Source organism: Symbioplanes lichenis, from assembly GCF_030709675.1.
GTDB lineage: Bacteria > Actinomycetota > Actinomycetes > Mycobacteriales > Micromonosporaceae > Actinoplanes > Actinoplanes lichenis.
The window spans coordinates 44,155-69,505 of record NZ_JAUZQD010000021.1; the positions used below are offsets into that span (position 1 = coordinate 44,155).

General features: G+C 71.1%; 23 protein-coding genes. 6 read left to right on the forward strand and 17 right to left on the reverse strand.

The genetic code is table 11. From position 1 onward, the window contains the following. A complete protein-coding gene (locus tag RAN62_RS37380) occupies window positions 1-651 on the reverse strand; it encodes a GntR family transcriptional regulator (protein WP_305789600.1) in 651 nt (216 codons plus the stop codon). A gap of 228 nt (window positions 652-879) precedes the next feature. On the opposite strand from RAN62_RS37380, the gene RAN62_RS37385 reads away from it, so the two are divergent. The 3 genes from RAN62_RS37385 (at window position 880) to RAN62_RS37395 (ending at window position 3,911) form a co-directional block, all read left to right on the forward strand. Beyond that, window positions 880-1,452: a MerR family transcriptional regulator gene (locus tag RAN62_RS37385; RefSeq protein ID WP_305789601.1), complete on the forward strand. Its 573-nt coding sequence runs from the start codon at window positions 880-882 to the stop codon at window positions 1,450-1,452. An 84-nt stretch (window positions 1,453-1,536) separates the two neighbouring features. Then, window positions 1,537-2,847: an Ig-like domain-containing protein gene (locus tag RAN62_RS37390; protein WP_305789602.1), complete on the forward strand. Its 1,311-nt coding sequence runs from the start codon at window positions 1,537-1,539 to the stop codon at window positions 2,845-2,847. 122 nt (window positions 2,848-2,969) lie between these two features. Beyond that, the gene (locus RAN62_RS37395) at window positions 2,970-3,911 is read left to right on the forward strand and encodes a nucleoside hydrolase (RefSeq protein ID WP_305789603.1); all 942 of its coding nucleotides are present in this window, start codon (window positions 2,970-2,972) and stop codon (window positions 3,909-3,911) included. A 161-nt stretch (window positions 3,912-4,072) separates the two neighbouring features. Here the strand turns inward: RAN62_RS37395 and RAN62_RS37400 are convergent, their stop codons facing one another. The 13 genes from RAN62_RS37400 to RAN62_RS37460 form a co-directional block, all read right to left on the reverse strand. Beyond that, window positions 4,073-5,695 (reverse strand): hypothetical protein, encoded by a 1,623-nt coding sequence (locus tag RAN62_RS37400; RefSeq protein WP_305789604.1) that lies wholly within the window; start codon window positions 5,693-5,695, stop codon window positions 4,073-4,075. Window positions 5,696-5,776: 81 nt separating this feature from the next. Continuing rightward, window positions 5,777-7,333 (reverse strand): ricin-type beta-trefoil lectin domain protein, encoded by a 1,557-nt coding sequence (locus tag RAN62_RS37405; RefSeq protein WP_305789605.1) that lies wholly within the window; start codon window positions 7,331-7,333, stop codon window positions 5,777-5,779. Beyond that, the gene (locus RAN62_RS37410) at window positions 7,330-7,995 is read right to left on the reverse strand and encodes a prepilin-type N-terminal cleavage/methylation domain-containing protein (protein WP_305789606.1); all 666 of its coding nucleotides are present in this window, start codon (window positions 7,993-7,995) and stop codon (window positions 7,330-7,332) included. Before RAN62_RS37410 ends, RAN62_RS37405 begins: the two co-directional genes overlap by 4 nt. Then, window positions 7,995-9,743, reverse strand: coding sequence for a putative Ig domain-containing protein (locus RAN62_RS37415; RefSeq protein WP_305789607.1), 1,749 nt, complete (start codon window positions 9,741-9,743; stop codon window positions 7,995-7,997). Before RAN62_RS37415 ends, RAN62_RS37410 begins: the two co-directional genes overlap by 1 nt. A gap of 38 nt (window positions 9,744-9,781) precedes the next feature. Further along, window positions 9,782-10,378, reverse strand: a complete 597-nt coding sequence (locus RAN62_RS37420) for a type IV pilus inner membrane component PilO (protein ID WP_305789608.1) — start codon at window positions 10,376-10,378, stop codon at window positions 9,782-9,784. Then, the gene (locus RAN62_RS37425; protein WP_305789609.1) at window positions 10,378-11,094 is read right to left on the reverse strand and encodes a PilN domain-containing protein; all 717 of its coding nucleotides are present in this window, start codon (window positions 11,092-11,094) and stop codon (window positions 10,378-10,380) included. The genes RAN62_RS37420 and RAN62_RS37425 overlap by 1 nt, the downstream gene beginning before the upstream one ends. Beyond that, window positions 11,094-12,119 (reverse strand): type IV pilus assembly protein PilM, encoded by a 1,026-nt coding sequence (gene pilM, locus RAN62_RS37430; RefSeq protein WP_305789610.1) that lies wholly within the window; start codon window positions 12,117-12,119, stop codon window positions 11,094-11,096. The genes RAN62_RS37425 and pilM overlap by 1 nt, the downstream gene beginning before the upstream one ends. 10 nt (window positions 12,120-12,129) lie before the next feature. Then, the gene (locus RAN62_RS37435; protein ID WP_305789611.1) at window positions 12,130-12,912 is read right to left on the reverse strand and encodes a prepilin peptidase; all 783 of its coding nucleotides are present in this window, start codon (window positions 12,910-12,912) and stop codon (window positions 12,130-12,132) included. Window positions 12,913-12,983: 71 nt separating this feature from the next. Beyond that, on the reverse strand, window positions 12,984-13,457 hold the full coding sequence (locus RAN62_RS37440; protein WP_305789612.1) for a type II secretion system protein: 474 nt from the start codon (window positions 13,455-13,457) through the stop codon (window positions 12,984-12,986). Between the two features lie 98 nt (window positions 13,458-13,555). Beyond that, window positions 13,556-14,788: a type II secretion system F family protein gene (locus tag RAN62_RS37445; RefSeq protein WP_305789613.1), complete on the reverse strand. Its 1,233-nt coding sequence runs from the start codon at window positions 14,786-14,788 to the stop codon at window positions 13,556-13,558. A 1-nt stretch (window position 14,789) separates the two neighbouring features. Further along, window positions 14,790-15,917, reverse strand: a complete 1,128-nt coding sequence (locus tag RAN62_RS37450; protein ID WP_305789614.1) for a type IV pilus twitching motility protein PilT — start codon at window positions 15,915-15,917, stop codon at window positions 14,790-14,792. A 128-nt stretch (window positions 15,918-16,045) separates the two neighbouring features. Further along, on the reverse strand, window positions 16,046-17,713 hold the full coding sequence (locus tag RAN62_RS37455; protein ID WP_305789615.1) for a GspE/PulE family protein: 1,668 nt from the start codon (window positions 17,711-17,713) through the stop codon (window positions 16,046-16,048). A gap of 71 nt (window positions 17,714-17,784) precedes the next feature. After that, window positions 17,785-18,747, reverse strand: coding sequence for a GlxA family transcriptional regulator (locus RAN62_RS37460; protein ID WP_305789616.1), 963 nt, complete (start codon window positions 18,745-18,747; stop codon window positions 17,785-17,787). A gap of 71 nt (window positions 18,748-18,818) precedes the next feature. On the opposite strand from RAN62_RS37460, the gene RAN62_RS37465 reads away from it, so the two are divergent. Then, on the forward strand, window positions 18,819-20,138 hold the full coding sequence (locus tag RAN62_RS37465; RefSeq protein ID WP_305789617.1) for an MFS transporter: 1,320 nt from the start codon (window positions 18,819-18,821) through the stop codon (window positions 20,136-20,138). A 15-nt stretch (window positions 20,139-20,153) separates the two neighbouring features. On the opposite strand, the gene RAN62_RS37470 is transcribed toward RAN62_RS37465, so the two are convergent. After that, window positions 20,154-20,828: a hypothetical protein gene (locus tag RAN62_RS37470; RefSeq protein WP_305789618.1), complete on the reverse strand. Its 675-nt coding sequence runs from the start codon at window positions 20,826-20,828 to the stop codon at window positions 20,154-20,156. Between the two features lie 303 nt (window positions 20,829-21,131). On the opposite strand from RAN62_RS37470, the gene RAN62_RS37475 reads away from it, so the two are divergent. Next, window positions 21,132-21,662, forward strand: a complete 531-nt coding sequence (locus tag RAN62_RS37475) for a snapalysin family zinc-dependent metalloprotease (RefSeq protein ID WP_305789619.1) — start codon at window positions 21,132-21,134, stop codon at window positions 21,660-21,662. A 21-nt stretch (window positions 21,663-21,683) separates the two neighbouring features. Here RAN62_RS37475 and RAN62_RS37480 read toward each other — a convergent pair whose 3' ends face one another. After that, the gene (locus RAN62_RS37480; protein WP_305789620.1) at window positions 21,684-22,004 is read right to left on the reverse strand and encodes an STAS domain-containing protein; all 321 of its coding nucleotides are present in this window, start codon (window positions 22,002-22,004) and stop codon (window positions 21,684-21,686) included. Between the two features lie 219 nt (window positions 22,005-22,223). On the opposite strand from RAN62_RS37480, the gene fxsT reads away from it, so the two are divergent. Continuing rightward, window positions 22,224-24,647 carry an FxSxx-COOH system tetratricopeptide repeat protein gene (gene fxsT, locus RAN62_RS37485; RefSeq protein ID WP_305789621.1) on the forward strand — a complete coding sequence of 808 codons (2,424 nt, stop codon included), beginning with the start codon at window positions 22,224-22,226 and terminating at the stop codon, window positions 24,645-24,647. Window positions 24,648-24,651: 4 nt separating this feature from the next. On the opposite strand, the gene RAN62_RS37490 is transcribed toward fxsT, so the two are convergent. Then, window positions 24,652-25,284, reverse strand: coding sequence for an NAD(P)-dependent oxidoreductase (locus tag RAN62_RS37490; RefSeq protein ID WP_305789622.1), 633 nt, complete (start codon window positions 25,282-25,284; stop codon window positions 24,652-24,654). Window positions 25,285-25,351 lie beyond the last annotated feature (67 nt).

Here is a 25,351-nt window from a genome sequence, read left to right on the forward strand (position 1 = left end):
TTACTCCTCGAAGAGCTCCCGCTCGACCTTGGCCCGGTAGTCGACGTAGATCTGCCGGTAGCGGGCCGCGGCGCCCTGCGTGTCGCCGCGGTCCAGCAGCTCGAGAATGTCCTCGTGGCCGGCGACCCAGATCGGGAAGATGTCGCTCTCGGCGGTCATCACCAGGATCCGGTTGGTGCGCGCGACGACCAGGTCCACGAGCGACTGCAGCTCGCGGTTGCCGCTGGCCAGGATGACGATGCTGCTGAACTCGGCTCCGGCCGGGGCGGCGCCGAGGACGTTGCCCGAGCGCAGCCCCTCCACGAACTCCTTCTGCCGGCGGCGCAGCTGGTCGAGGTGGGTGCTGGTGAGATTTTCGACGCCCCACTCGAAGCCGGCGCAGGCCAGGACGCTCATCACGTCGATGAGCTCGAGGGCGTTCTTCTGGGTCACCTTGGTGACGTGGCGCGTGCGGTTGGGCGCGATGTCGATGAGGCCCTCGACGGAGAGCTGGGCGATCGCCTCGCGTACGGGGGTGATGCTCACCCCGAGACGGGCGGCCAGCTCGGCGTCCTTGATCAGCGTGCCGGGCGGCAGCTCCCCGGTGACGATCTCGTTGCGGAGCTGGCGCACCACGGCAGCCGTGCGGGTCGGCGGGACCGTGTAGGACATACCCGGCAGCCTACCGACAGTCACGAAGATGGCGCTGACCCGTACCCGTGGCGCGCCGGGAAAGCCTGCTGAGATGGTGGCTTTGATCGATCTTGGTCCAGCTTTGACCTGTCAGGCGGGCGTTTCCGCGCGGCCTTGATGATCACGCTGGGTGGTGCCGGCATCGTCTTCGCGGGCGTGCGGCCGCGGGCTTGCACCTGACGCTACGGGAGGTTTTAGCGTCGGGGCATGAGCACGGAGACATGGAGCATCGGCGAGCTGGCCCGGGCGACCGGCCTCACCGTGCGCACCCTGCACCATTACGACGACATCGGGCTGGTCCGCCCGTCGCACCGCAGCCCGGCCGGGCACCGCCGCTATGCCTACGACGACGTGCGGCGCCTGCACCGGGTGCTCGCCCTGCGCGGCTTCGGCTTCGGGCTGCCCGACATCGCGGGCCTGCTCGACGGGGCCGGGCCGGGCGCCCGCGAGGTTCTGCTCCGCCAGCTCGACCAGGTCACCGACCGCATCGAGCGGGCCCGGGCGCTGGAGCGGCGCCTGACGATGGTGCTGGGCCAGTTCGACGACGCGGGCCACCAGTCCGCGACGGCTCTCATCTCCCTGATGGAAGGAATGATCGCAGTGGAGCACACCTACACCCCCGAGGAGCTGGAGCGCATGGCCGCCGACCGCCGGGAGGCCGCCGAGCAGCTGTCCCCGGAGGAGCTGGCCGCCATGTCCGAGCGCCGCCGCGCGGCCTGGGAGGCCATGACGCCCGAGCAGCAGGAGGAGATGGTCAGGAGTCGCCCGCGCCTGCCCTGAACGCACGGGGCAGATTTTCGGATCGTCGTCTCCTTAGGATCATGGAGCGCTGGATCGGCGTTCGTCACTCTTTACGGAGGATCAGTGAGTCTCGCTCGCTCCCGGGCCGTCACGGTCGCCACCGCGGTCGTCGCGCTCGTCCTGCCCGCTTCCGCCGCCCACGCGGCGGAGGCCAACCGTCCACCGGCTGTCCCGGCGTCCCTCACCGTCGGCGGTCTCGCCTGCGCGCCCGGCGGTGTCTTCGTCGGCACCACCACGCCCCGGGTCACCGGCGTCTTCGGCGACGAGGATCTCGGCGTTGTCGCGGGCGAGCGGCTGACACCGGAGTTCGTGGTCCGGCCGGCGGGAGTCACGTGGAGTGAGCAGGCCATCGCCTTCCCGGGCACGGTGTTCACGACGGTTCCGGCGGCCCTGACCGACGGGGTCACCTATCAGCTGCAGGCCCGCGCCACCGATGCGGCGGGCGCCGTCTCCGACTGGTCGCCGGTCTGCACCTTCACCGTCGACACGACCCGGCCGCACGCGCCGGCGGTCTCCTCGGCCGACTATCCGGCGGGCACGCCCAGCGGCGGGGCCGGCGTCCCGGGCACGTTCACCTTCGCGGCGGCCGGCGACGACCGGGACGTGGTGTCGTTCCGCTGGTCGCTCAACGACGGGGTGCCGAACCAGGCGCCGGCCGACGCCGACGGCCGGGCCACGGTGGAGATCACTCCGGGCTTCTACGGCACGCAGACGGTCAGCGTGCAGGCGGTCGACCGGACCGGCAACCGCTCGGCCGAGACCCGCTACTCGTTCACGGTGGTCGACCGGACGCCGCGGGTCTGGGACCAGAACCCGGAGGCCGGGCTGGGCGAGGCTCGCACGGTTCGCTTGTCGAGCGCGGTGCCCGGCACGGCGTCGTTCACCTACCGGCTCAACGACGGCCCCGCCGTCACCGTGGCCGCGGAGGCCGACGGCTCCAGCACTGTCTCCGTCAGCCCGGACCGGCGCGGCGCCAACTACCTCACCGTCACCAGCCGGACGGCGAGCGGCGTCGTGTCCCCGGAATACCGGGCCACCCTCTATGTGCCGGTGACAGTCCCGCAGCCTGTGGTCAGCTCGCCCGACTTCCCGGAGGACGGCTCGCCCGCGCCGACGGCCGGTGACGAGGTGACGGTCGTCCTGCGTACGGACTCGCCGGAGGTCACCGAGTTCGTCTACACCCTCGACTTCGGGGCGACCGAGCAGACGATCCCGGCCGACGCCAACGGCAACGCCACCTTCCGCCACACGACCAACCCCGAGGCAACCTGGTTCGAGGTCGACGCCCGCGCCCGCACGGCGGACGGCTTCGAGTCCGACCTGGTCTACGCCGGGTGGGAGCTGACTCCGGCGGTGCCCTCGGCAGGAAGCTGATTTCGGTCTGCCCGCCGGCGGGACGCTGATTTTGGTTCGCCTGTCGGCGGGGCGCTGATTCTGATCCGCTCGCGCGGCGGTCTGTCCTTTCCGGACTGCCGCGCGGGCATATCGTCGTACGGGTGACTCGTCCTGTCATTCTCGACTGCGATCCCGGCCATGACGACGCGCTGGCTCTGTTGCTGGCCGTCGGTGATCCGCGGGTGCGGCTGCTCGGCGTGACCACGGTCGCCGGGAATCAGACGCTCGACAAGACGACGCGGAACGCACTCCGGATTCTCGCGCTGGCCGGGGCCGATGTGCCGGTCGCCGCGGGGTGTGACCGGCCGCTGGTCGGTGAGCTTTCCGTGGCGGCGGACATCCACGGGGCATCGGGCCTGGACGGGCCCGACCTGGACGGCCCGGTCCCCGACCTCGCGGGCGTGCACGCCGTCGAGTTGATGCGGCGGCTGCTCGTGGACTCCGTCGAGCCGGTGACCATTGTCGCCACCGGGCCGCTGACCAACGTCGCGCTATTGGTGCGGACTTATCCCGAAGTGCTGCCGCGCGTTCGTCGCATTGTTCTCATGGGCGGCTCGACCGAGCGGGGCAACACGACGCCGTACGGGGAGTTCAACATCGTCACCGATCCCGAGGCCGCGGACATCGTTCTGCGCTCGGGGCGGCCCGTCACGATGATCGGCTTGAACGTCACCCATCAGGCGCTGGCCACCGCGGAGGTCATCGCGGCGTTCGAGAACCTGGGCACCCGGGCTGGTGCTGTGTGCGCGGAGCTGATGACGTTCTTCGCGGGCACCTACCGGCTCGTCTTCGGCTTCGAGCATCCTCCGGTCCACGACCCGATCGCCGTGGCCGCCGTCCTCGACCCGTCAATCGTCACCACCGTCCCGGCTCCCGTCGCCATCGAGCTCACCGGCACCCACACCCGCGGCGCCACCGTGGTCGACCTCCACGGCCGCACCGGCCGCCCGCCTGACACCGACGTCGCCGTGGCCATCGACGTGCCAGCCTTCTGGCACCTGCTCCTGACCGCCGTGGCCGCCCTCCCCACCGGCCGCCCCTGACTCCGGCCACTCGACCGCGCGGTCCGGCTTGGCCCCTACCCGGCAACGCGGCCCGGCCCGGCGACGCGGGGCGCCGACGCGAGCGGGCCCGCCATGCAGTCCGGCCGCGCAGTCCGGCGGCGCGGCCCGGTCCGGCCACGGGGGCCGGACCGGAGGAGCGATCAGTCGGCGACGACGGTCAGCACCAGGGGCCCGCCGGGGATCGGGTTGCCGGCGTTGTTCGGGTAGCCCCACCAGCTCTGGTTGCCCGCCGCGTCGGAGAGGTCGAAGCCGATCGTGTACTGCCCGGGCTCGAGGCGCCCCGTCGACACGGCGAGGTGGAAGATGCCGGATCCGTCGTCGTGTTCGCCGCCGGACATGCCGCCCTGCGAGATTCCTTCGCTGTCGTAGAGGGTTGCGCTGAAGCCGGAGATCGGGGCGAAGTCGTCGACCTCGACCGTGACGTCGAAGCCGAGACCCCACGCGTCCTCGGTCTCCTGCTGCGTCCACGTCGCCTTGGTCAGTGTGGCCGAGCGCACCACCGGCGCCTTCTCGTCCGGGACCTGCGTGACGGTGAGGCCGAGCCCGGGGGCGCCGTAGGTCGTGCCGTAGAAGGCGACGTTGCCCGCGCCGTCGGTCAGCTCGATCCCGCTGATCTCGCAGGTGCTGGGCCGGGCCGCCGGGACCACGATTTCGACCGAGACGGACCCGTCGGCGCCGGTCACCGGAGTGGTGGACGGCTGTGAGCACCAGGACAGGTCGAGGACGACAGAGGTCAGGCCGCCGACCGCCCCGTGCGGCGTGAAGGTGAGCTTCGTCGACGCCGGCCGGCGCCAGTTGTTGACCTGCCGCTCGGTCAGCGCGAAGTCCGACGCGCTCAGCACGTCGTTGCGGCTCACGCGGACCGGCGCCGGGCCCTCGGGCGAGGTGTCGGCGCGGGTGTTGCCCCACGTGTCGGTCAGGTCGAGCCGGGCCACGCGCCAGGTGCCGGAGGGGGAGCCGGCCGGCACGGCGATCGAGACGGGACAGGTGGCCCAGGACGGGTCGTACGCCGTCTCGCCGTTACAGGACCACTCGGAACCGCTCCGCGTGAGCTGGAACGTGGCGCTCAGCCGCGTGCCGCCGGGGCCGGCGAGGGTCAGCTTGCCCCGCTTGAGGGCGGAGTCGTCGGTGATCAGCACCCGATAGCGCAACGTCACGCCCGACCCGTCGTCGTAGAAGCTCCGCGGCTGGTCGAAGTCGAAATAGAGCTGCTGGGCGACCGGACCCTGGTCGTCAACGAGCTGGGTCACGGCCACCTCGGCCGGCCCGGGGTCGCGCACCGTGCGAGCGTGGGCGACGTCGTCGGCGATGGTCACCTTGGTCACCCGCCAGACTGCCTCGGCCACGGACGAGTAGCGCGGCACATAGAACTCGTAGGAGTAGGTGGACTCCTGCGCCGTGCCGGACCCACGGGCGTCCACGCGGCCGCCGTCGAGGGCGTACGTGATCGTGCGGGGCTGCCCGATCTGCTGCTCACCGGCGAACTGGCGCAGCTCGACCGCTCCGCTGACCTGCTGGGCCCGGGCCGCCCGGTCGGTGATCGTCCAGGTCAGGCCGACCGAGGCATAGTCCTGCGTGACGTCGACCGCCGGCTGCCCGAAAGCGATCGCCGCGACATCAAGGACCGGCCCGGCGGCGGGTGCCGCAACAGCCGGCCGGCTGAGAAAAGCGGCGGGCGCCGCGACGGCCGGAGTGGTGATCGGCAGGGCGATCGCGGCAGTGGCCACGATCGCGACAAGCGCGCGCAGGCGCCAAGACTTCATCTGCTCTCCCCGTGCATGCGAATCTCTCGATGAGATCGTCCGCAGAGGATAGCCACGACGTACGACAGAAACGGGCCCGCGTCACTTCTCCTGGGTGTTGGTGATGGCGAGCGGCTTGTTGAAGTTGGCGGGCGCGTTCCACTTCTGGAGCTCGGAGCTCGTGCATGCCGCGACCTTCACCGTGGCGGTGCCGTCGGTGTGGGTGTCGGGGTTGGCGACCGTCAGGTCCGTCGGGGTGAGGCACAGGCCGTTGCTGTCGACGATCCGGTAACTGGTGGCGTAGTTGCCCGTGTCGCCGTAGACCGTCCACTTGAGAGCGGCGTCGGTCAGCGTGCCGGTGGCGGCGCAGGCGGACATGGTGACGTACGAGGTGGTGTTGCCCGGGCTGCGCAGGCAGTAGCCGGGGTTGCCGCTGCCGTACGTGCGGATACGTTCGGGCACCGCCGTGGCCAGGGAAATGGCCGAGGTGGGGAGGCTCCACTGCTGGTTCCACGAGACATTGCCGTCAGGAGCCTGCTTGCAGAACCACACGATCATGTACTTGAAGCCGGGGTTGTGGTTGGTGACGTCGAGGCAGCGGCTGAACTGCTTGTAGTTGACCAGCTGGTGCGTGGCGGCCGAGGCCATGCCGGCGCCGACGCTGGTCTGCATGCGCCAGACCGACTTGTTGCTGCCGGTGTTGCAGGCGCCCATGACGAGGGGGCCCACGGCGCCGGCGTTCTTCGCGTTGAGGCAGTAGGTGCCGGGGAGCGAGGTGCCGTTGGGCGTGGCCTGCAAGCGCGAGTTGTTGTCGAGGCTCCACTGCTGTTTCGGCGTACGCCCGGCGCACGGCTGGAAGGTCACCGCTGCGCCGGAGCTGTAGTCGGCCTGCAGGCACATGCCCGTCGGGGCGAGGCTCGTGGCCGATCCGACCAGCATGACGTTGAGGTCCGACGTGTAGACGAAGCGCTGCTCGCTCGTGCCACCCTCGGGGCAGAGCTGGACGTTCGCGGGCGCGTTCGTGGCCGGGGAGGCGTCGGCGCCGCCGTCGATGCACAGCGGGTCGGTGGTGGGGGCGGCGAGCTGGATGGCGCCGCCGTCGATGTTCTCGTTGTTGATTTTGAAGGTATACGTCGCCTGGATCGTGCGCGTGCCGGACGAGCCCTCGGTGGGCGGATCGTCGGCGGGGACGCTCGCGCCGGTCGCCGTCATGACCGCGGTCTGGGGCACGTCGGTCGGCGGGCACGGCAGCTCGACGGGGGTGTCGTCGGTCGCGTTCTCCGGCAGGCCGAAGTACTGCAGCTTGACGCGGTACTTGATGGTCTGCGTGTCGGCCGTCGACAACGCGAGACCCAGCAGAGACGTTGCCGGCACGGCGCCGGTCAACTCGCACGGCGGCAGGTTCGCCACGGTGCCGGTGATCGATTCGGTGCCGTCGGGGTTGGTCACCTTCTGCACGGCCGACCGCAACTGTCCCACGGCCGCGTCGATGCCGGCCTGGGCCGAGTCGAGCGCCACCGTCCGCGCCCCGACCGTCCGCGTGCCGACGATCTGATTGACCACCATGGGTACGAGCGCAGCAGTCAGCGACATCGCGACCAGCACCACGAGCATCGCCATGGGCATCGAGCCCTCGTCATCGAAGGTGCGCGGTTTCATGAGGGCCTCCCTTCGCTGCAGGCATTGGTCGCCGGCGTCTGGTCCGACGTGTTGAGCGCGGTGAACGTGGTGTCGATCTGGGCCGTCCCCGCTCCGCTCCGCGTCGTGAGCCGGATCCGCAGCCGCTGGAAAGCGGTAGTGAAGTCCTGGCCCACCCCGGTGCTGGCGTAGGGCGCGGCGCCGACGGACTGGCGGTCGAAGTAGGGGTCGACGCCTGTGGTGACGATCTGCGAGGCGATGGTCCGGCCCCGGGTGCCCGCCGCCGGGGGACTGCCCGCGGTCCAGTTGAGCAGCTGCAGCACGCCCTTGTCGGTGCTGCCGGCCGGCCCCGGCTCGAGGCGCAGCTGGTAGCAGTCGGTGAGCTGCGGCCCGGCGAATTCCACGTACGTGGCGCCGCCGAACGTGCCGGGCGCCGAGACCCAGGACGCGTACCGCAGCTGCCGGTCGAAGGTCTGGAAAGCGCGCCCGAGCTGGGCCTGCGCCTCGCTCAGCGTCTCCGTGGCGTTGACCGTGCGGTAGACCTGCAGGATCGCGCCGGTGAAGAGCACCATGAGCACCGACATGATGCCCATCGTGACCATGACCTCGGCCAGCGAGAAGCCGTCGTCGTCGGAGCGCGGCCGAGGCGAGGAGGGGCACGGCCGCCGCGAGAAGAAGAGCATCACGTCACCGTCCAGAGGAACATCAGGTTCGCGACCGTGGTGGCGCTCTTCACTGTCAGGGTCACCTTGGACGTCCCCTTCGCCGTCGGTGTGCCGGTGATCGCCCCGGTCGACGAGTTGATCGTCAGGCCGGCCGGCAGCCCGGTCGCACTCCACGTGTACGGGCCGGTGCCCGCCGCCGCCGGGGTCAGCGAGGCCGCCTTCCCGGAAGCCGAGGTCTGGGTGGAGCCTGTCGGCGCGGTGATGCGCAGGTCGTTGGGGCCGTTCTGGGTGACGCTCACGATGACGTCGATGGTCGCGCTGCCGCCGGCGGCGTCCGTGACGGTCACCGTCGTGATGTAGCGGGTGCCGTGCGTGATCCGGCCGGTGACGTTGCCCGTCGCGGCGTCGATCGTGGTGCCGTCCGGCAGGCCGGTGGCCACCCAGGAGTACGGCTTGAGCCCGCCGGCGGCGGCCGCCCCCAGGTTGTACGTGACCACGGTCCCGTTGGTGGCCGTCTGCGCCCCCGGGCTGGCGAGCGTCACCGGGGTGAGCACCCGCCACGTGAACGACACCGTGACCGTCTGCGCCGGGGCGCCCGAGTCGGTGACGCTGACCGTGACCGGGACCGCGCTCGCGTTCGCCGTGGTGGGCGTGCCGGAGATGACCCCGGTCGCCGCGTCGATGGTCAGACCCGCGGGCAGCCCGGTCTGCGTCCACTTGAACGGCGCGATGCCACCCGTCTGCGCGACGGCCAGGGACAGCGCGGTGCCCGTCCGGCTGACCTGGGCGCCGGGGCTGGTGAGCGTGGGCGGGGCGGCGACGGTCCACGTGAAGGTGGAGGTGTCGGCGCGCTTGTCCCGGTCCACGACCTTGACGCTGACCGTGCTGGTGCCGCCCGCGGTCGGCGTGCCGGAGATCAGCCCGCTGGACGGGTCGATGGTGAGGCCGGCGGGCAACCCGGTCGCGGACCACGTGAAGGGCAGGCGGCCGCCGGTCGCGGACATCTGCAGGCTCGCGGCCTGGTTGAGATAGCTCTTCTGCGCGACCGGGTCGAGGATCGAGGGCGCGGCGGTGTTGATGTCGAAGACGGGGTCGGTGCCGGTGCTCACCAGGGTGGAGGCCACGACGACGCAGCCGCCGGAGGGGCACGCGTTCTGCTGCCACGTCACGGACACGACCGCCCAGAAGAAGGGCAGGCCGGTGCTGGTCGTCCCGCACGTCCCGATGAGCGGAGCGGCGGAGGTGACCTTGTTCTGGTAGCAGCGGCCGACGTAGAAGTTCTGCTTGTACGCGACGTTGCTGATGGTGACCGGCACCGGCTGGGTCGGCAGCGGCGCCGTGCTGCCTCCGAGAGCGGCCGCCGCCATCATCGGGTCCGAGGCGGCTTCCTTGGTGAAGGGGAAGAGCTTGGTGACCTCGGCCGGAGCCGCGTCCCACTGTGCCTGCACCTCGGCCTGGCCGCGCCCGGTGAGCAGCGACGAGGGGTCCAGCGCCCGGACGCGTTCGAGCCCGTCGCCGGCGATCTGGATCGCCGCCTGCCGGGTGCGCTGGAGGGCGCTGAGCGAGAGCGACCGGGTCATGAAGGGCGCGGCGGCCGCCATGACGGTGCCGATGATGGTGATGGCGACCAGCACCTCGACGAGCGAGTAACCGGCATCGTCGCCGGCAGCCGGCGGCCGGGAGGAGGAACCGAGCCGAAGCAGCCCCGGCCGCGGGGAAAGCGGTCGTGGGAAGAGCCGGCTGAACCGACGAGGGACCCGGGGCATGCCCCTCTTATCGAACACAGCCCGCCCCACTTGAGCAGTCAGTCGGTAATGACCTGGGGCGCACCGGCCGCGACCGGCGGCGCCACGAACGCCTTGAGCTGCAGCGAGATGCTGGTGCCCTCGGGCTTGTCCGAGTCCGGCGCCGCGGTCCAGGTCGCCGAGTCGATCAGTACGGCGCGCTTCTGCCCGCCACCCTGCAGCTGCTCGAGGAACTGGCCCAGCGCCGCGGGCTTGCCGGTCACCGTCAGCTGGATCGGCAGCGCCACGACGCCGCTGGCCTCCTTGGAGTTGGCCGGGATGCCGACGGTCAGGCCGCTCACCACGACGCCCAGGTCCGTGCCGGACTGCTGGAGCTGCCGGAGGAACGCCGAGGTGCCGGCGTCGGCGGGCAGCGCGTCCTGGTAGGTCTGCAGCGTCGCCTTGAGCTTGGTGAGGTTCGTCTTCTCCTTCTTGAGCGCGACGATCCGCTTGCGCAGCACCGTGGCCTGGGAGAGCGACGTGTCGGTCTGGGCGCGCAGGTCGCTCGCCTCCGCGTACTGGGGGCTGATCAGCAGGAACCACGCCGCCACCGACATCAGCACGATGACGACGAAGCCGGCGGCCATCCACAGCCGGTCCGCGTGCCGTCCGCCCATCAGTTCCCCCCGGAGTCGCACTTGTCCCCGAAGCGCCCGCACAGCGCCGCCGAGGTGATCTTGAGGGTGAGCCCGAAGGTGACCTTGTCCTCGTCCGAGTCCGGGTCGTCCTCCTGGAGCACGGAGGTCAGGTACGGGTCGGCGACCAGCGTCTGCTTACCGAGCGCCTCGATGTACGCCGCCACGGCCTCCTTGTCCGGCCCGCTCCCCGTGACGGTCAGCGTGCCGATCGTGGCGGCCGCGCTGCCGGTCGTGGCGGTCGACGTGCCCGAGCCCGTGCCGGCGTCGAGCGCGCCGTTGATCCCGTCCAGGGTCAGCCCGGCGCCGGTGGCCGTGTCGTCGAGCGTGTCGAGCAGCCGGGCCCAGCCGAGGTCGTTCTTCATGACGGCCTGCAGCTGCTTCGCGAGCGCCTGGGTGTCGTTCTGCACGTCCACGACCTCGGCGTAGTCCCGCTGGTCGCGCTGCAGGGCGGTGACCTCGCCGGTGGCGTCGGTCAGCTCCTTGTCGGCGGCCTGGGTGTCCTGGTTGGCGAGGAAGAACCAGGCGCCGAGCATGGCCATCACGAGCAGGACGACGACGATGACCCAGCCCCGGGTGCGCCGCGCCCGGCGGGCCAGCGAGATCTCCTCGGGCAGCAGGCTGGCCGAGATGGTGAGCAGCCGGTTGACCCGCTGCGGCGTGGAGGCCGGGTCGACCGGCATGAGGGCTGTGGCCATCAGGCTGCCGCTCCCAGGGTCAGGCCGATCGACACGGCGGCCGCCGGCACGAAGCTGTCGAAGCCGCGCTCGCGGGCCTTGCGGGTGTCCCGCAGGCGCGCGGCGCTGTCGGCGTACATCACCGAGACGCCGAGCTCCTTCTGGACGTGCTCGGCCAGGCCGGGCATGAGCGCGCTGCCGCCGCAGAGGGCCACCCGGGTGACCTGCTTCTGCCGCTCACCCGAGGCCAGGTACGTGAACGAGCTGCGCAGCTCGTTGATCAGCGGCCGGATCGCGTCGCTCGCCGCGGTCGCGGTGTCCGGCCGGCCGTCGCCGTGCAGCCCGAAGCGGCACTTGAGCGCCTCCGCCTCCGGCGCGGGGATGCCCAGCCGGGTCGCGATGCTCTCGGTGATCTCGGCTCCGCCGCGCGGCACCGTACGCACGATGAGCGGCTCGCCGTCGGCGTGCACCACCACGCTGGTCACCTCGGCGCCGATGTCCACGAGCGCCTCCACCTGGGCGTCGAGCCGGGACGCCGCGCGCAGCAGGGCGAACGACGCGAGGTCGACGTTGACGACGTGCAGCCCGGCCTTCTCGACGGCCTGAACCAGCTCCATCACGGCGTCCTTGGGCATGGCGACGAGCAGGCCGCGCACGGTCGGGCTGGTGCCCGGGTCCTCCAGCGGCCGGAAGTCCAGCAGCGACCGCTCGACCGCCAGCGGGAGCATGTCGCGGACCTGGAACGGCAGGGAGCGGCGCATCTCCTTCTGCGGCAGGTTGGAGACGGTCATCTCGCGGACCACCAGCTGCGGGTTGGTCATGCCGAGCAGGACGTGCTTGGTGTTGAACTTGCAGGCGGCCCAGAGTTGCTTGAGCGCCGAGGTCACCGCGACCGCGTCGGTCAGAACCCCGCCCTGCATGGTGCCGGGCGGCAGGGGGATCTGCCCGAAGTTGGACAGGTTGAACTCGTCCTTCGCCCTGCGCACCTCCACGGCACGAATCGACGACGAGCCGATGTCGAGCCCGATCGGATTGACGCCAGCCATCGAGTTCCTTTCAGACGGTGGGCGTGAGGAGGGAGGAGTACCAGTCGGCGATGGGGGCGCCGGCGAAGATCGCGAGGAAGGCCCCGGCGAGCAGGAAGGGCCCGTACGGGATCTTGGACTTGCGGGTCGCGCGCCCGGCCGCCATGAGGGCGCTCCCGGCGAACCCGCCGATGACGAAGCCCGCGAACAGGCCGACCAGCACCCAGCTCCAGCCCAGCCAGCCGAGATACAGCGCGAGCAGCGGCGCGAGCTTGATGTCGCCCCAGCCCATCTTGAAGAGGCGCAGGAAGAGGAAGAACCCCCACACCAGGGCCGCGGCGATCAGCGCCCGCGTGCCGGCCGTCCACTGTCCGTCAAAGATCATGGGCGGGAGCAGCAGGAACAGCGCGACGCTGTAGGACGGCAGCACGATCTGGTCGGGCAGCCGGAAGACGTCGAGGTCGATCATGGTGAGGGCGACAGCGATCGCGGCCAGGTAGAGGAACGCGGGCAGCTCCCACGACCAGCCGAACTTCGCCGTCACCGCCAGGAAGAGCGCCGCGGTGCCCGCTTCGACGAGCGGGTAGCGGGCGCTGATCGGCGCCTCGCAGTCCGCGCACCGGCCCCGCAGCAGCAGCCAGCCGGCGACCGGGATGTTGTGCCGGGGCCGGATCTCGTGCCCGCAGGCGGGGCAGTGCGAGCCGGGCCGGACCAGGGACTCGCCCCGGGGCACCCGGTGGATCACCACGTTGAGGAACGAGCCCACCGCGAGGCCGAGCATGCCGACGATGCCGAGCAGGAGCGGCTGCGGCATGTCGGTCTCCTTCGGAGTGGGGAGCGCTCCGGGCGGTGTGTCGGGGCACACCGCCCGGAGCCTGGTGCTGCTTACTTGCAGGTGTCGATGCTGACGGCGGGGGTCGGAGCGGAGACCGAGCCGCCCTTGGTGCTGTCGTAGACGTAGACCTTGCCGCTGCCGCCGCCGTTGGTCGCGCAGACCAGGTACGACTTGTCCGTGCCGACGTACGTCATGGTGGTCTTGTCCGAGAGCGTGACCAGGCCGGTCGTGCCGGTGGCGGTCCCGAGGTTGAAGGACTGCTTGGTGGCCGACCAGACCTGCTTGCCGGTGGGCGTCGTCGGGTAGACGTTGCCGTTGTCGGTGTAGTACTGCTCGATGGTGCTGATGGCGCCGCGCACGTCGGACTGGGCCGACTTGTCGGCGGCACCCTGCCGGTAGTTCAGGTAGACCGGAACAGCGATGGCGACCAGCACGCCGATGATGACCACGACCACCAGGAGCTCGATGAGGGTGAAGCCCTCGTCGTCCTTCTTCGTGCGCATCCGGGCGATGATGTCCTGCATTGGGGGTGCCTCCGTGGGCGTCAGGGTGATACGGGGACGGGGATGGGTGTGACGTTGACCGGAGACCGGTCGCGTGCGGTGCTGCTCCAGAGCCGGCATCAGTTGCTCTGGATGTTCTGGTAGATCGTGAACATCGGCAGGTACAGGCAGATCACCATCCCGCCGACCACGGCACCCATGACGAGCACCATGATCGGTTCGATCGAGGCGGTGAGGGACTCGGCGGCGCTGTCGACTTCCCTGTCATAGAAATCGGCAACCTTGTCGAGCATCTGACTGATTTGACCGCTTTCTTCGCCCACTTCGATCATCTGCGTGACCATCTCGGGGAAGATCTTGTGGTGCCGCATGGCCGAGGACATGGGCTGCCCGTCGCGTACGGCGGACTGCACGTCCTTCATGGCCATGTTGATGACCTCGTTGCCGGTCGTCTCGCCGACGACGGCGAGCGCCTGCATCACGGGCACGCCGACGTTGAGCAGCAGGCCGAGGTTGCGCGAGAAGCGGGACATCGCCAGCTTGCTGAAGAGCGAGCCGAAGACCGGCATCCTGAGCTTGGTGCGGTCGACGAAGAGCCTGTACTCGTCGCTGGCCCGCAGCTGGCGCTTGTGCACCGAGGCGATCGCGATGCCGGCCCCGATGACCAGCGGGCCGATCCACCCCATGTTGTGGCTGGTGTCGACCAGGAACTGGGTGATCGCCGGCAGCTGCCCGCCGAGGTTCTTGAACATGTCCTCGAAGATCGGGACGATGAAGATCAGCACGGCCGCGATCAGCACGAACGTGAAGCCGAGCACGATGATCGGATAGGTCAGCGCACTCTTGATCTTGCCGCGGAGCGCGGTGTCCTTCTCCAGGCTGTCCGCGACCTGCTCCAGGGCGCGGTCGATCATACCGCCGGCCTCGCCCGCCCGGACCATGGCGACGAAGAGGCGCGGGAAGACCTTGTCGTGCTTGGCCAGCGAGGACGAGAGCGAGACACCACCCGCGACATCCGTACGGACCTCGCCCAGCGCCTTCTTCAACGGCGGCGCGCCGGTCTGCTCCTCGAGGATCGCCAGCGAGCGCAGCAGCGACATGCCCGAGGCGGTCATCGTCGCGAACTGCCGCGCGAAGACGGCCAGATCCTTGAGCTTGACCTTGTTGCCGAACCCCGGGATCGAGATCTCGCGGTTGAGGCCCTGGCCGGCCTCCATCAGCTCGAGCGGCGTCTCGCCCCGCTGGCGCAGCAGGTGCGACGCCGCGGTCTCGTTCGCCGCCTCCACCGTGCCCTTGATCTTGCGGCCGGTGGAGTCGATGCCCTCGTACTGGAAAGTCTTGGTGGCCGGCATGTCACACCCGTCCGATCAGGCGTTTGAGCTCGTCCGCGGAGTGGCAGATCTCCAGCGCGGCCTGCATCGTCACGATGCCCTCGCGCACCCGGTCGGCCAGGTGCTGGTCGAAGGCGAGCATGCCCTCGTTCCCGCCGGCCTGCATGAACGACGGGATCTGGTGCGACTTGCCCTCGCGGATGAGGCTGCGGATGGCCGGCGTGGCGGTCAGGATCTCGCAGACCACCGCGCGGCCCTTGCCGTCGGCGCGCGGCGCGAGCGCCTGGGTGACCACGCCCTGCAGCGAGGCCGCCAGCTGGGCGCGGATCTGCAGCTGCTGGTGCGGCGGGAAGATGTCGATGACGCGGTCGATGGTCTGCGTGGCGCTCTGCGTGTGCAGGGTCGCCAGCACCAGATGGCCGGTCTCGGCCGCGGTCAGCGCCGTGGCGGTGGTCTCCAGGTCGCGCAGCTCGCCGACCAGGATGATGTCGGGGTCCTGCCGCAGCGCGTGCTTGAGGGCGGCGGCGAAGGTCTCGGTGTCGGCGCCGACCTCGCGCTGGTTGACCACGCTGCGCTTGTGCGGGTGCAGAAACTCGATCGGGTCCTCGATGGTGATGATGTGGTCGGCCCGGCTGCGGTTGGCCAGATCGAGCACCGAGGCCAGCGTCGTGGTCTTGCCCGAGCCGGTCGGGCCGGTCACCAGGACCAGGCCGCGCGGCAGGTGGGCGAAGCGGGCGACCGAGTCGGGCATGCCCAGCTCGTCCAGCGGCTTGATCTTGTGCGGGATGGCCCGGAAGACCGCGCCGCACGAGTTGCGCTGCACATAGAGGTTGCCGCGGAAGCGGGAGACGCCGGCGATGCTGTGCGCGAAGTCGAGCTCCTGCTCCTTGCGGAACGTCTCCCACTGGGCGGGGGAGACGGCCGCCCGGGCCAGCAGGGCGGTGTCGGCCGAGTTGAGCGCGCCGTAGCCGGGCAGCGGGCGCAGGCCGCCGTCGACCCGGATCATCGGCGGCGAGCCGACCGTCAGGTGCAGGTCGGAGCCCCGCGACTCGACCATCATGACGAGCATCTGGTCGAGGACGGCCAGGTCACCCGCGGGCGGGCCGGCGGGTGCGGCCTGCTGCGGCACTTCCTGTTCCAGCGTGTACATCCGCGGCACCGTCAATCTCGAGACTTCTCTGACGCCACCCTCATTCGGCATTGCCGGTGGCCGGTTTAGGACCTGTTCCCGCAGACTTGTGCGAGGTTTTCTCCGCGTTTGCTACGATTCGGAGTCGCTCAGATGGCGACGCGCATGACCTCGCGCACCGAGGTCAGGCCCCCGGCCGCCTTGGCCAGGCCGTCGGCGCGGAGCTCGTACATGCCCTGGGCGAGGGCGACCTCGCGGATCTCGCCCGCGGCGGCCCGGCGGATGGTCAGCGACTCGATCTCGGGCGAGATCGGCATCACCTCGTGCAGCGCGAGCCGGCCCCGATAGCCGGTGTTGGCGCAGTTGCGACAGCCGACCGGGCGATAGAGGGCTTCCGGCACGGCCAGATCCTCGTAGGGCCACCGGGCCCCCTCGAGTTCCTCGGCCGTCGGCGTGTACGCCTCCTTGCACCAGTCGCAGAGGCGCCGCGACAGCCGCTGGGCCAGGACGCAGTCCAGCGACGAGCCGACGAGGAACGGCTCGATGCCCATCTCGGTGAGCCGGGTGACCGCGCCGGGCGCGTCGTTGGTGTGCAGTGTGGAAAGCACCAGGTGACCGGTCAGCGACGCCTCGACCGCGATCTGGGCGGTGTTGCCGTCCCGGATCTCGCCGATGAGCACGACGTCCGGGTCGGAGCGCAGGATCGCCGGGAGCACGGCGGCGAACGTCAGGCCGGCCTTCGCGTTGACCTGCACCTGGTTGACGCCCCGCAGCCGGTACTCGACCGGGTCCTCCACGGTGATCACGTTGATCTCCGGCTTGCTGATCCGGCCCAGGGTCGCGTACAGCGTGGTGGATTTTCCGGAGCCGGTGGGACCGGTGACCAGGACCATGCCGTGGGGTTTGGTGAACGACTCGGAGAAGCGGGCCAGGTTGTGGGCGGTGAAGCCGAGCTTGGTCATGTCCAGGTCGATGCCGCCGGTGTCCAGGACGCGCAGGACGATCTTCTCGCCCCACACCGTGGGCAGCGTGGCCGTACGCAGGTCGACCGTCCGGTCCCGGATGAGCGCCGTGATGCGCCCGTTCTGCGGGATGCGCCGCTCGGTGATGTCGACGCCCGACATGATCTTCAGACGCGAGATGAGCGCCGGCATGACGCCCTTGGGCACGGTGTCCAGCTCGTGCATGACGCCGTCGATGCGGTAGCGCACCCGCATGTCGTCCTCGGTCGGCTCGAGGTGCAGGTCGGAGGCGCGGTTCTGGACGGCCTGCTCGATGAGGTTGTTGACGTAGCGCACGATCGGCGCGTCGTCGGCCGTGGTGGCCTGCGCGGCCATCGCGGACGTCTCGTCGGCCGCCGCCTCGGCCATGTCGGCCAGGTCGCTGTCCTCGCGCTGCAGCCGCTCGATGATCCGGCGGACCTCGCTGCGGGCCACGACCACCGGGCGTACGGACATCCCCGTGGACGCCCGGACGTCGTCGAGTGCCACGACGTCGCCGGGGTCGGTGACGCCGACGATCAGCTCGCCGTCCTGGATCGCCAGGCCGAGCACGCGGTGCCGCAGCACCACGGGCAGCGGGATGCGCTTGAGCGCGGCCGGGTCCGGGGTGAAGCTGCCCAGGTCGAGGGTGGTGGTGCCGGCGGCGGCCGCGGCGGCCGAGGTCAGCTGCTCCTCGGTCACGACGTTGTCGTTGATCAGGACTGCCCGGACCGACCGGCCGCTGCGCTGCGCCTCCTCGGCGGCGGCGTCCACCGCCACGGGGTCGACGCCGATCTGCTTCAGGGCGTCGAGCAGCGGCCGGAAACTCTGGTCCATGACATCCTCACGAAGCGGCATCCGGGGGTACGCCTGTCCCATCGGTCGCTTTCGTGCGGATCTGAGCCCTGTCAGCCGTGGCGGAAGGTACGGCGGTAGGCGGCCGGGGCGACGCCGACCGACTGCTGGAAGTGCTGCCGGAGGGCGGTCGCGCTGCCCAGCCCGGCGCGCCGGGCGACCACGTCCACGCCCAGGTCGGTCGACTCGAGCAGCAGCCGGGCGTGGTCGACCCGCTGCCGGAGGAGCCACTTGAGCGGGCTCAGGCCGGTCTCGTCCCGGAAACGGCGGGTGAAGGTGCGCACGCTCATGTTCGCGTGCCCGGCCATCTCCTTCAGGCTCACGGGCTCGGCGAGCCGGTCGAGGGCCCACGCCCGGGTCGCGCTCGTCCCGTCGGCGCGGGCGGCCGGGATCGGACGCTCGATGTACTGCGCCTGGCCCCCGTCGCGGAACGGCGGCACCACGCACCGGCGGGCGGCGGTGTTGGCGACGGCGCTGCCGTGGTCCGTCCGCACGACGTGCAGGCACAGGTCGATCCCGGCGCCGACGCCGGCGCTCGTGAGAATGTCGCCACCGTCGACGAACAACACGTCGAAGTCCCACTGCACCTGCGGATAGAGCTTGCGCAGCCGCCGGGCCCAACCCCAGTGGCTCGCCGCCGGCCGGTCGTCGAGCAGGCCAGCCGCGGCGAGTACGGAGGCCCCGGTGCAGATCGAGAGGATGCGCGCGCCCCGGTCGTGCGCCGCGCGCAGCGCCTCGCCCACAGCGGGATCGAGGGTGCCGTCGATCAGGGTGCGATTGCCGTTCACACCGGCCACGACGACGGTGTCCGCCGTGGCGAGCGCTTCGAGGCCGTGATCCGGCGTGATGGTGAAGCCGCCGCGCGACGGTCGCACCGGGCCGCCCATGCCGGCGGTCGTCACCTCGTAGAACGGAGTGCCGTCGGCCGCCCGGGCCGAGCCGAGGACCTGCGGCGGGACGGTGAGGTCGAACCCGACGACGGCGTCCAGGGCGAGCACGGTCACGGCATGCGTCATGGCCCGATTCTTGCGCATCAGGGCCTCCCGGCCACTCGCCCGTACGGACCAAGCGTCTGCAGAATCAGTCCGTGACCTCACGCCGTTTGCACCCGGCCTGGCTCGTCGCCGCCGTGGCCTTCATCGCCCTCATCGGCGCCGCCGGCTTCCGCGCCACGCCGTCCGTGCTGCTCCAGCCGCTGCACGACGAGTTCGGCTGGTCGCTCGGCACCATCTCGGCCGCCGTCTCCGTCAACCTCCTCCTCTACGGCCTCACCGCCCCCTTCGCCGCGGCGCTGATGGAGAAGCTCGGCATGCGCCGGGTGGTCGCCGCGGCGCTCGTCCTCGTGGCGGCGGGCAGCGGCCTGACCGTCTTCATGGGTCACAGCTGGCAGCTGATCCTCTGCTGGGGCGTGCTGGTCGGCCTGGGCACGGGCTCGATGGCCCTCGGCTTCGTGGCGATCGTGACCGGCCGCTGGTTCGTCGCGCGCCGGGGCCTCGTGACCGGCGTGTTGACCGCGGGCGGCGCCACCGGCCAGCTCATCTTCCTGCCCGTCCTTGCCCGGCTCGCCGACTCGTCGGGCTGGCGGACGGCGGCGCTCGTGGTGGCCGGGGCCGCCCTGCTGGTCGTACCCCTGGTGTGGTGGCGCCTGCGGGACCGGCCGGCCGAGCTGAACGCCCTGCCCTACGGCGCTGTCGAAGAGCCGCCGCCCGCGCCGGTCAACCCGGGCGGTGCCGCCCGCACCGCGCTGCGCTCCCTGCGCGACGCCGCGCGGACCCGTGCGTTCTGGCTCCTCGCCGGCGGCTTCGCCATCTGCGGCGCGACCACGAACGGCCTGGTCGGCACCCACTTCATCCCGGCCGCCCACGACCACGGCATGCCCTCCACCACGGCGGCGAGCCTGCTGGCACTGGTCGGCCTTTTCGACATCGCCGGCACCATCGCCTCCGGCTGGCTCACCGACCGGGTCGACAGCCGGCTCCTGCTGGGCGCCTACTACGGCCTGCGCGGCCTGTCGCTGCTGGTCCTGCCGTCCCTCTTCGCGGCCACGGCCCACCCGAGCATGGTCATCTTCATCCTCTTCTACGGCCTCGACTGGGTCGCCACCGTGCCGCCGACGGTCGCCCTGTGCCGCGAGTACTTCGGAAACCGCGGCGCGGTGGTCTTCGGCTGGGTCTTCGCCTCTCATCAGCTCGGGGCCGCGGCTGCTGCCTCCGCCGCCGGCCTGGTGCGGGACCGGCTCGGCGACTACGACACCGCCTGGTACGCGGCGGGAGGGCTCGCGCTGCTCGCCTCGCTGCTGTCCCTGATGCTGCTGGCCGGGCGTCGCACGTCGGCGGCAGGTCCGGCCGGCCCGGGCATCGGCCTCGCCTTTCCGGCCGCTGCTTCCCCGGCGGCGCCCGCGTCCTGAGGTGCCGTCGTGGCGTCAGAACCTTGGCGGTTGCATGCCGTCGCAGGTCGCCTCGCGGCGCAGGAGGACCTCGGGCACCCGGTCCATCGCTCTGGCCTTCTCGGCCGCTGTCGGGTCGATGAAGCCGACAAGCTGATAGATCCGGCGATGATCCGCCGCCAGATCGCGGTGGTGGATGGGCTCGTGATGAGAGATCCGGTTGCGCAGCAGCCGCATCGCCTCCAGGTGATGGTGGAGATCCCTGCGCCGCCCGCGATAGTGCGGGAACGCCGCGTGCAGGTGGGGAACCCAGAGCAGCCTGTCGTACTGTGAGGACGGGCTGTTGCTCACCAGGGACGTCCAGAACCCGAACGACAGGTCGGAGACGATGTCGTCAGGAAGGGCGGGGCGGCGGCCACGTCGTTCGCGCTTCCGTCTGGTCTCCTCGACCCGGCGTAGACCCTCGGCCTGGAGGGGGGCGGAAGTCCACCAGTCGGCGCGGCCGTAACTTGTCCGGAGCACGTCGTGCAGGGAGTTCCGGAGAGCAAGCTCCAGGCAGTGCAGCGGTCCGTAGAAGGCGCCGTAGACCTCGACGTTCCACCAGTACAGGCGTTCGGCCCGGGCGACGTCCGACTGCGTTGCCCGGGCGTAGGCCTGGAGCCGGGGCACCGAGAAAGTCCGGTACATCCAATGCGAGAACGGGATGTCCACTGCTTTGCTCCTTGATGACGTGCGGAGTGCGTGCTAGCTTCTATGGCGTAAGCCCCGAGTCCGCCTCTGCTTCGCATGCCGCTCGGGGCACTGCTATGTCTGGTGCTTGATGGTTGCGGGTGTCCTGCAACTAGTTGCTTCGTGACTACGGCGCAGACTGTAGCCCCCGGTGTCCGGTGGGCCAAGGCCGGGCTCCGGATGCGGCGGCATCGTGTGGCCGTGATGCGCAAAGCGGTATGGGCAACCGCATCGATGATCTTCTCTGAATGGTTAGCGTGGAAAGCCCCACTCAGAGGAGGTCCGATGCTTCTGCGGAGACTGTCAGCGGCGCTCGTCGCGGTGCTGGCGATGGCCGGGCTGCAGGTCGCCACCGCGGGACCCGCCGCCGCGGCGCCCCGGGTGCTCTACTACGACGCCAGCCAGGCCCAGGAGTTCGTGGCGGTGGTGAACCAGGGCGCTCAGATCTGGAACAGCCGGGTCACCAACGTGCGCCTCGAGCCCGTGCCCTCGGGCCGCACCCCCAACATCCGGGTGTACGCCGACAACGGCTGGCCGCGCACCTACACGTCCTCGCTCGGCAACGGCTACTGGTACATGGGTCGCGAGGCGGTCAACGACGGGTACTACCAGCCGCGCATCGCCGCGCACGAGTTCGGGCACATTCTCGGGCTGCCCGATCGGCGTACCGGGCTCTGTGCCGATCTGATGTCCGGCAGCAGCGCGCCGGTCTCCTGCACCAACCCCAACCCGAACGCCACGGAAGCCGCCACGGTCAACAACTCGTTCCGGTCCTCGGTCGCCGTCCCGGCCCGGGTCTACACCTTCGCGGGCTGACGCCCCCGGGCAGCGGCCTGCTCAGTCCTGGATCGCCACGACCTCGAGCAGGCCGCTCAGCACCAGAATCTGCCGGACCCCGCGGGTCGGCCGGCGCAGCTGGAAGTCGACGCCCTCGTCACGCGCCCGCTGGAAGCCGAAGATGATCGCGCCCAGCCCGGTGCTGTCGATGAAGGACAGCTCGGCCAGATCGACCGTCACCGACCGGGGCCGGGTCGCCAGCGCCTCGACCAGCGCGACCCGCACCTGGTCCACGTTGAGCACGTCCACCTCGCCGCGCAGGGTCACGGTGACCGCGTCGCCGGTGGTGCGGTCCAGGCTCGTCACGGGTTCTTCGGTCACCGGGGGCGCCTTCCAGGAGCAAGGAAGCTTGGAGCGTTCCAGGAGCAAGAGAGCTTGGAGCGAACCTTAAGCCAAGCGATCCACTGCACATTGCCCTCGCGCGCACGTTTCGAAAAGCCGCCTCGCGCGGCAGTCCGGAAAAACCGCAATCTTCCGCTGTGGCGATGGTTCCACGTACGGTAATCGGAAAGCACCGACACTTCAGCTGGGAGGGGCGGCGTGCCGATCCGGGGTGGGCTGCCGCCGCGCAATCCGCGTTTCGTCGGGCGCGAGGATGTTCTCGCGCGGGTCCGGGGGCTGCTCGGCAACGGGCCGGTGGTCCTGCTGCCCTCCGACGACCACCAGCTGGGCGGCACCGGCCGGACCCAGCTCGCCGTCGAGTACGCCTATCGCTACGCGGACACGTACGACCTGGTGTGGTGGATTCCCGCCGAGCAGACGACCGGCATGCGCGCGGCGCTCGTCGGGCTCGCCCAGGAGCTGGGGCTGCCCGAGGCGCGCGACATCAACCGGACGCTGGGCGCGGTCCGCGACGCGTTGAGCCGCGGGGAGCCGTACCGGAACTGGCTCGTGGTCTTCGAGAACGCGAACCGGCCCGAGGACATCAAGCCCTATCTGCCCAGCGGCGCCGGGCACGTGCTGGTCACCTCGCGCAACCCGCGGTGGACGTCGGAGGTCGCGCAGGCGGTGCCGGTCGCGGTGTTCGACCGTACGGACAGCGTGGACCTGCTCCGCCGCCGCGCGCCCGAGCTGTCCGTGGCGGACGCCGAGCGGCTCGCCGAGCGGCTGGGTGACGTGCCGATGGCGCTGGACCAGGCCGCGGCCGTACGGTCGGCGACCGGCTGGTCCGTGCCCGAGTACCTGCGCCGCTACGACCTCCGAGCCGCCGAGCTGGCGTATCCGACCCCGATCCGGGTCGGCTACGGGCTGGCCGCCGACGCGCTGGCCGAGGCGGGCCCGGCCGCGTACGAGCTGCTGCGCCTGACGGCGTTCCTGGCCAGCGCGCCCGTGTCGTGGGAGCTGCTCTGGGCGGCGCGCGGGCTGGCCTCGGCGGAGCTGGCGCCGACGTTGCGCATCGAGCGGCGGCTCAAGGCGGCGATCCGGCTCATCGGCCGGTACGGGCTGGCCGAGCTCGACCCGTCCGGGGCCAGCCTCGTCGTGCACCCGCTGGTCCGGGGCATGCTCGGGCAGCAGCTCAGCTCGGAGCGGCACGCGGCGCTGCTGCGTACCGTGCGGGCGATGCTGGCGGCGGCCGACCCGGGTGACCCGGACAACCCGGCGCACTGGTCACGGTACGCCGACATCGTGCCGCACCTCGTGCACTCCGACGCGCTCGGCGGGGACAACGAGGAGATCCGCCAGCTGGTCATCAACTGCATCCGCGTCCTCTACGCGCGCGGCGACTACGACTCGAGCCGGGACCTTGCCGCGCAGGCCGTCGCCCGGTGGACGGACAGCCTGGGCGAGACCGACGAGCAGACGCTGCTGGTGTCGTTCCACCTGGCGAACGCGTTGCGGGCGGTCGGGCGGACCGAGGATGCCCGGGTTCTGAACGCCCGCACCCTGCGCTCCCAGCGTGAGGTGCTCGGAGTCGACGACGAGACGACGCTCGCCACCGCGAACAGCGTGGGCGGCGACCTGCGCATGCAGGGGCACTTCGAGCAGGCCCGGCAGCTCGACGCGGACAATCTGGTGCGCTATCGCCGGCTGTTCGGCGAGGGCTTCCCGACCGCTCTGCGCTGCGCCAACAACCTGGCGGCGGACCTGCGGCTGCTCGGCGACTTCCGGGGCGCCCGGGCGCTCGACGAGCAGGTGCTGCGGCACCGGCAGATCATCTTCGTCGACGGGCACCCGGAGACGCTGTCGTCCCGCGCCGAGCTGGCCTTCGACCTCTACGGGCTGGGCGACTACGCGGGCGCGGCGGCGGTGCTGGCGGAGACCGGGCACTTCGAGGCGCTGGGCCCCGACCACCCGATGGCGCTGTGGGCCGGACGGTTCGCGGCGATGGCGGCGCGGCGCGCGGGCCGGCCCGACGCCCGCCGGCGGGCGACCGAGAACGTCGCGCTCTACCGGCAGAAGTTCGGCGACCTGAGCGTGGAGACCCTCGCCGCGGTGGTGTCGCTGGCCAACTGCGTCCGCGAGGACGGCGACCTCGACGAGGCGCACCAGCTGCTGGAGCGCGCGGTGGGCCGCTATCACGCCGTGCTCGGCGACGAGCACCCGTTCACCCTGGCGGCCGCCGCCGACCTGGCGGGGGTCGCGCGCGCCACCGGACGGTACGCCGAGGCCCGCACGATCGACACCGAAGCGCTCGGTGGCCTCCGCCGCAGCGTGGGCCCCGACCATCCGTTCACGCTGAGCTGCGCCAACGGCCTCGCCGCGGACCTGGTGGCGCTGGGCGAGGCGCAGCAGGCCCGGGAGGTCGCCCAGGACACGCTGACCCGGTCCCGCCGGTTGCGCGGCGCCGACCACCCCGACACGCTGGCGTGCGCCTTCAACGTGGCGCTGGACTCCGGCGACACGGCGGCGGTGGAGAGTGCTGTCGAGGGGCTGCAGAAGGCGTACGGGGACGATCATCCCGTGCGGGCGCGGGCGGCAGCCGGGCTCCGCCTGGAGACGGAGATCGAGCTGCCGCCGCTGTGAGTCCCTAGTAGGCCACGGACCAGTGCGCGCGCTGGTACTGCGGCTTCTCGATCTCGTCGACGATCGCCTTGGCGAAGTCGGCGCCGGACAGCTCCGACTTGCCGTCGGCGTCGAAGAGCGCGATCTCACCGCTGGTCCGGTAGCTGCCGGTCGCCTCGCCCGGGGCGTACGAGCCGTAGGCGGCGGCCGGGCTCACGTAGAACCAGTCCGCGTCGCCGGCGGCCAGTGCTTCCTTGACCTCCAGCATCTCGCGGCTCTCGGGCTTGTACTCCTCCGGCAGCGCGTCGGTGTCGACGAAACGCGGCGCGCCGGGCTCCGGGCGCAGCGAGCCGAAACCGCCCACGACGCCGATCCGGGTGCCCTTCGCCTGCCGCGCGAGGTCGCTCAGGATCTCGACCTGGGTGCCGGCCATGTCGCCGCGCGGGGCCAGGGCCGAGACGATCACGTCGGCGCCGGCGACGATCTGCCGCCGGACGTCCGCGTCGAGAACCGAGCCCTGCACGTACGTGACGCCGGGCACGGGCTCCGCCGGCGCGTGCCGGCTGTAGGAGGTGACCTCGTGGCCGCGCGCCACGGCCTCGCGGACGATCGCGGAGCCGGTGTAGCCGGTGCCGCCCAGGACGGTGAGGCGAGTCATCTGTTCCCCTTCGTTAGTTGTCGCTTCAACCGTAGAAGAGCCGCGTTCGCCGGGGAAGAAGGCACCT

What these genes read in the sequence shown, in the direction of transcription:
- RAN62_RS37380 (WP_305789600.1), bottom strand. Translation starts at nt 651, where the DNA reads ATGTCCTACACGGTCCCGCCGACCCGCACGGCTGCCGTGGTGCGCCAG.
- RAN62_RS37385 (WP_305789601.1), top strand. Translation starts at nt 880, where the DNA reads ATGAGCACGGAGACATGGAGCATCGGCGAGCTGGCCCGGGCGACCGGC.
- RAN62_RS37400 (WP_305789604.1), bottom strand. Translation starts at nt 5,695, where the DNA reads ATGAAGTCTTGGCGCCTGCGCGCGCTTGTCGCGATCGTGGCCACTGCC.
- RAN62_RS37405 (WP_305789605.1), bottom strand. Translation starts at nt 7,333, where the DNA reads ATGAAACCGCGCACCTTCGATGACGAGGGCTCGATGCCCATGGCGATG.
- RAN62_RS37410 (WP_305789606.1), bottom strand. Translation starts at nt 7,995, where the DNA reads ATGCTCTTCTTCTCGCGGCGGCCGTGCCCCTCCTCGCCTCGGCCGCGC.
- RAN62_RS37415 (WP_305789607.1), bottom strand. Translation starts at nt 9,743, where the DNA reads ATGCCCCGGGTCCCTCGTCGGTTCAGCCGGCTCTTCCCACGACCGCTT.
- RAN62_RS37420 (WP_305789608.1), bottom strand. Translation starts at nt 10,378, where the DNA reads ATGGGCGGACGGCACGCGGACCGGCTGTGGATGGCCGCCGGCTTCGTC.
- RAN62_RS37425 (WP_305789609.1), bottom strand. Translation starts at nt 11,094, where the DNA reads ATGGCCACAGCCCTCATGCCGGTCGACCCGGCCTCCACGCCGCAGCGG.
- pilM (WP_305789610.1), bottom strand. Translation starts at nt 12,119, where the DNA reads ATGGCTGGCGTCAATCCGATCGGGCTCGACATCGGCTCGTCGTCGATT.
- RAN62_RS37435 (WP_305789611.1), bottom strand. Translation starts at nt 12,912, where the DNA reads ATGCCGCAGCCGCTCCTGCTCGGCATCGTCGGCATGCTCGGCCTCGCG.
- RAN62_RS37440 (WP_305789612.1), bottom strand. Translation starts at nt 13,457, where the DNA reads ATGCAGGACATCATCGCCCGGATGCGCACGAAGAAGGACGACGAGGGC.
- RAN62_RS37445 (WP_305789613.1), bottom strand. Translation starts at nt 14,788, where the DNA reads ATGCCGGCCACCAAGACTTTCCAGTACGAGGGCATCGACTCCACCGGC.
- RAN62_RS37450 (WP_305789614.1), bottom strand. Translation starts at nt 15,917, where the DNA reads ATGTACACGCTGGAACAGGAAGTGCCGCAGCAGGCCGCACCCGCCGGC.
- RAN62_RS37455 (WP_305789615.1), bottom strand. Translation starts at nt 17,713, where the DNA reads ATGGACCAGAGTTTCCGGCCGCTGCTCGACGCCCTGAAGCAGATCGGC.
- RAN62_RS37460 (WP_305789616.1), bottom strand. Translation starts at nt 18,747, where the DNA reads ATGACGCATGCCGTGACCGTGCTCGCCCTGGACGCCGTCGTCGGGTTC.
- RAN62_RS37475 (WP_305789619.1), top strand. Translation starts at nt 21,132, where the DNA reads ATGCTTCTGCGGAGACTGTCAGCGGCGCTCGTCGCGGTGCTGGCGATG.
- RAN62_RS37490 (WP_305789622.1), bottom strand. Translation starts at nt 25,284, where the DNA reads ATGACTCGCCTCACCGTCCTGGGCGGCACCGGCTACACCGGCTCCGCG.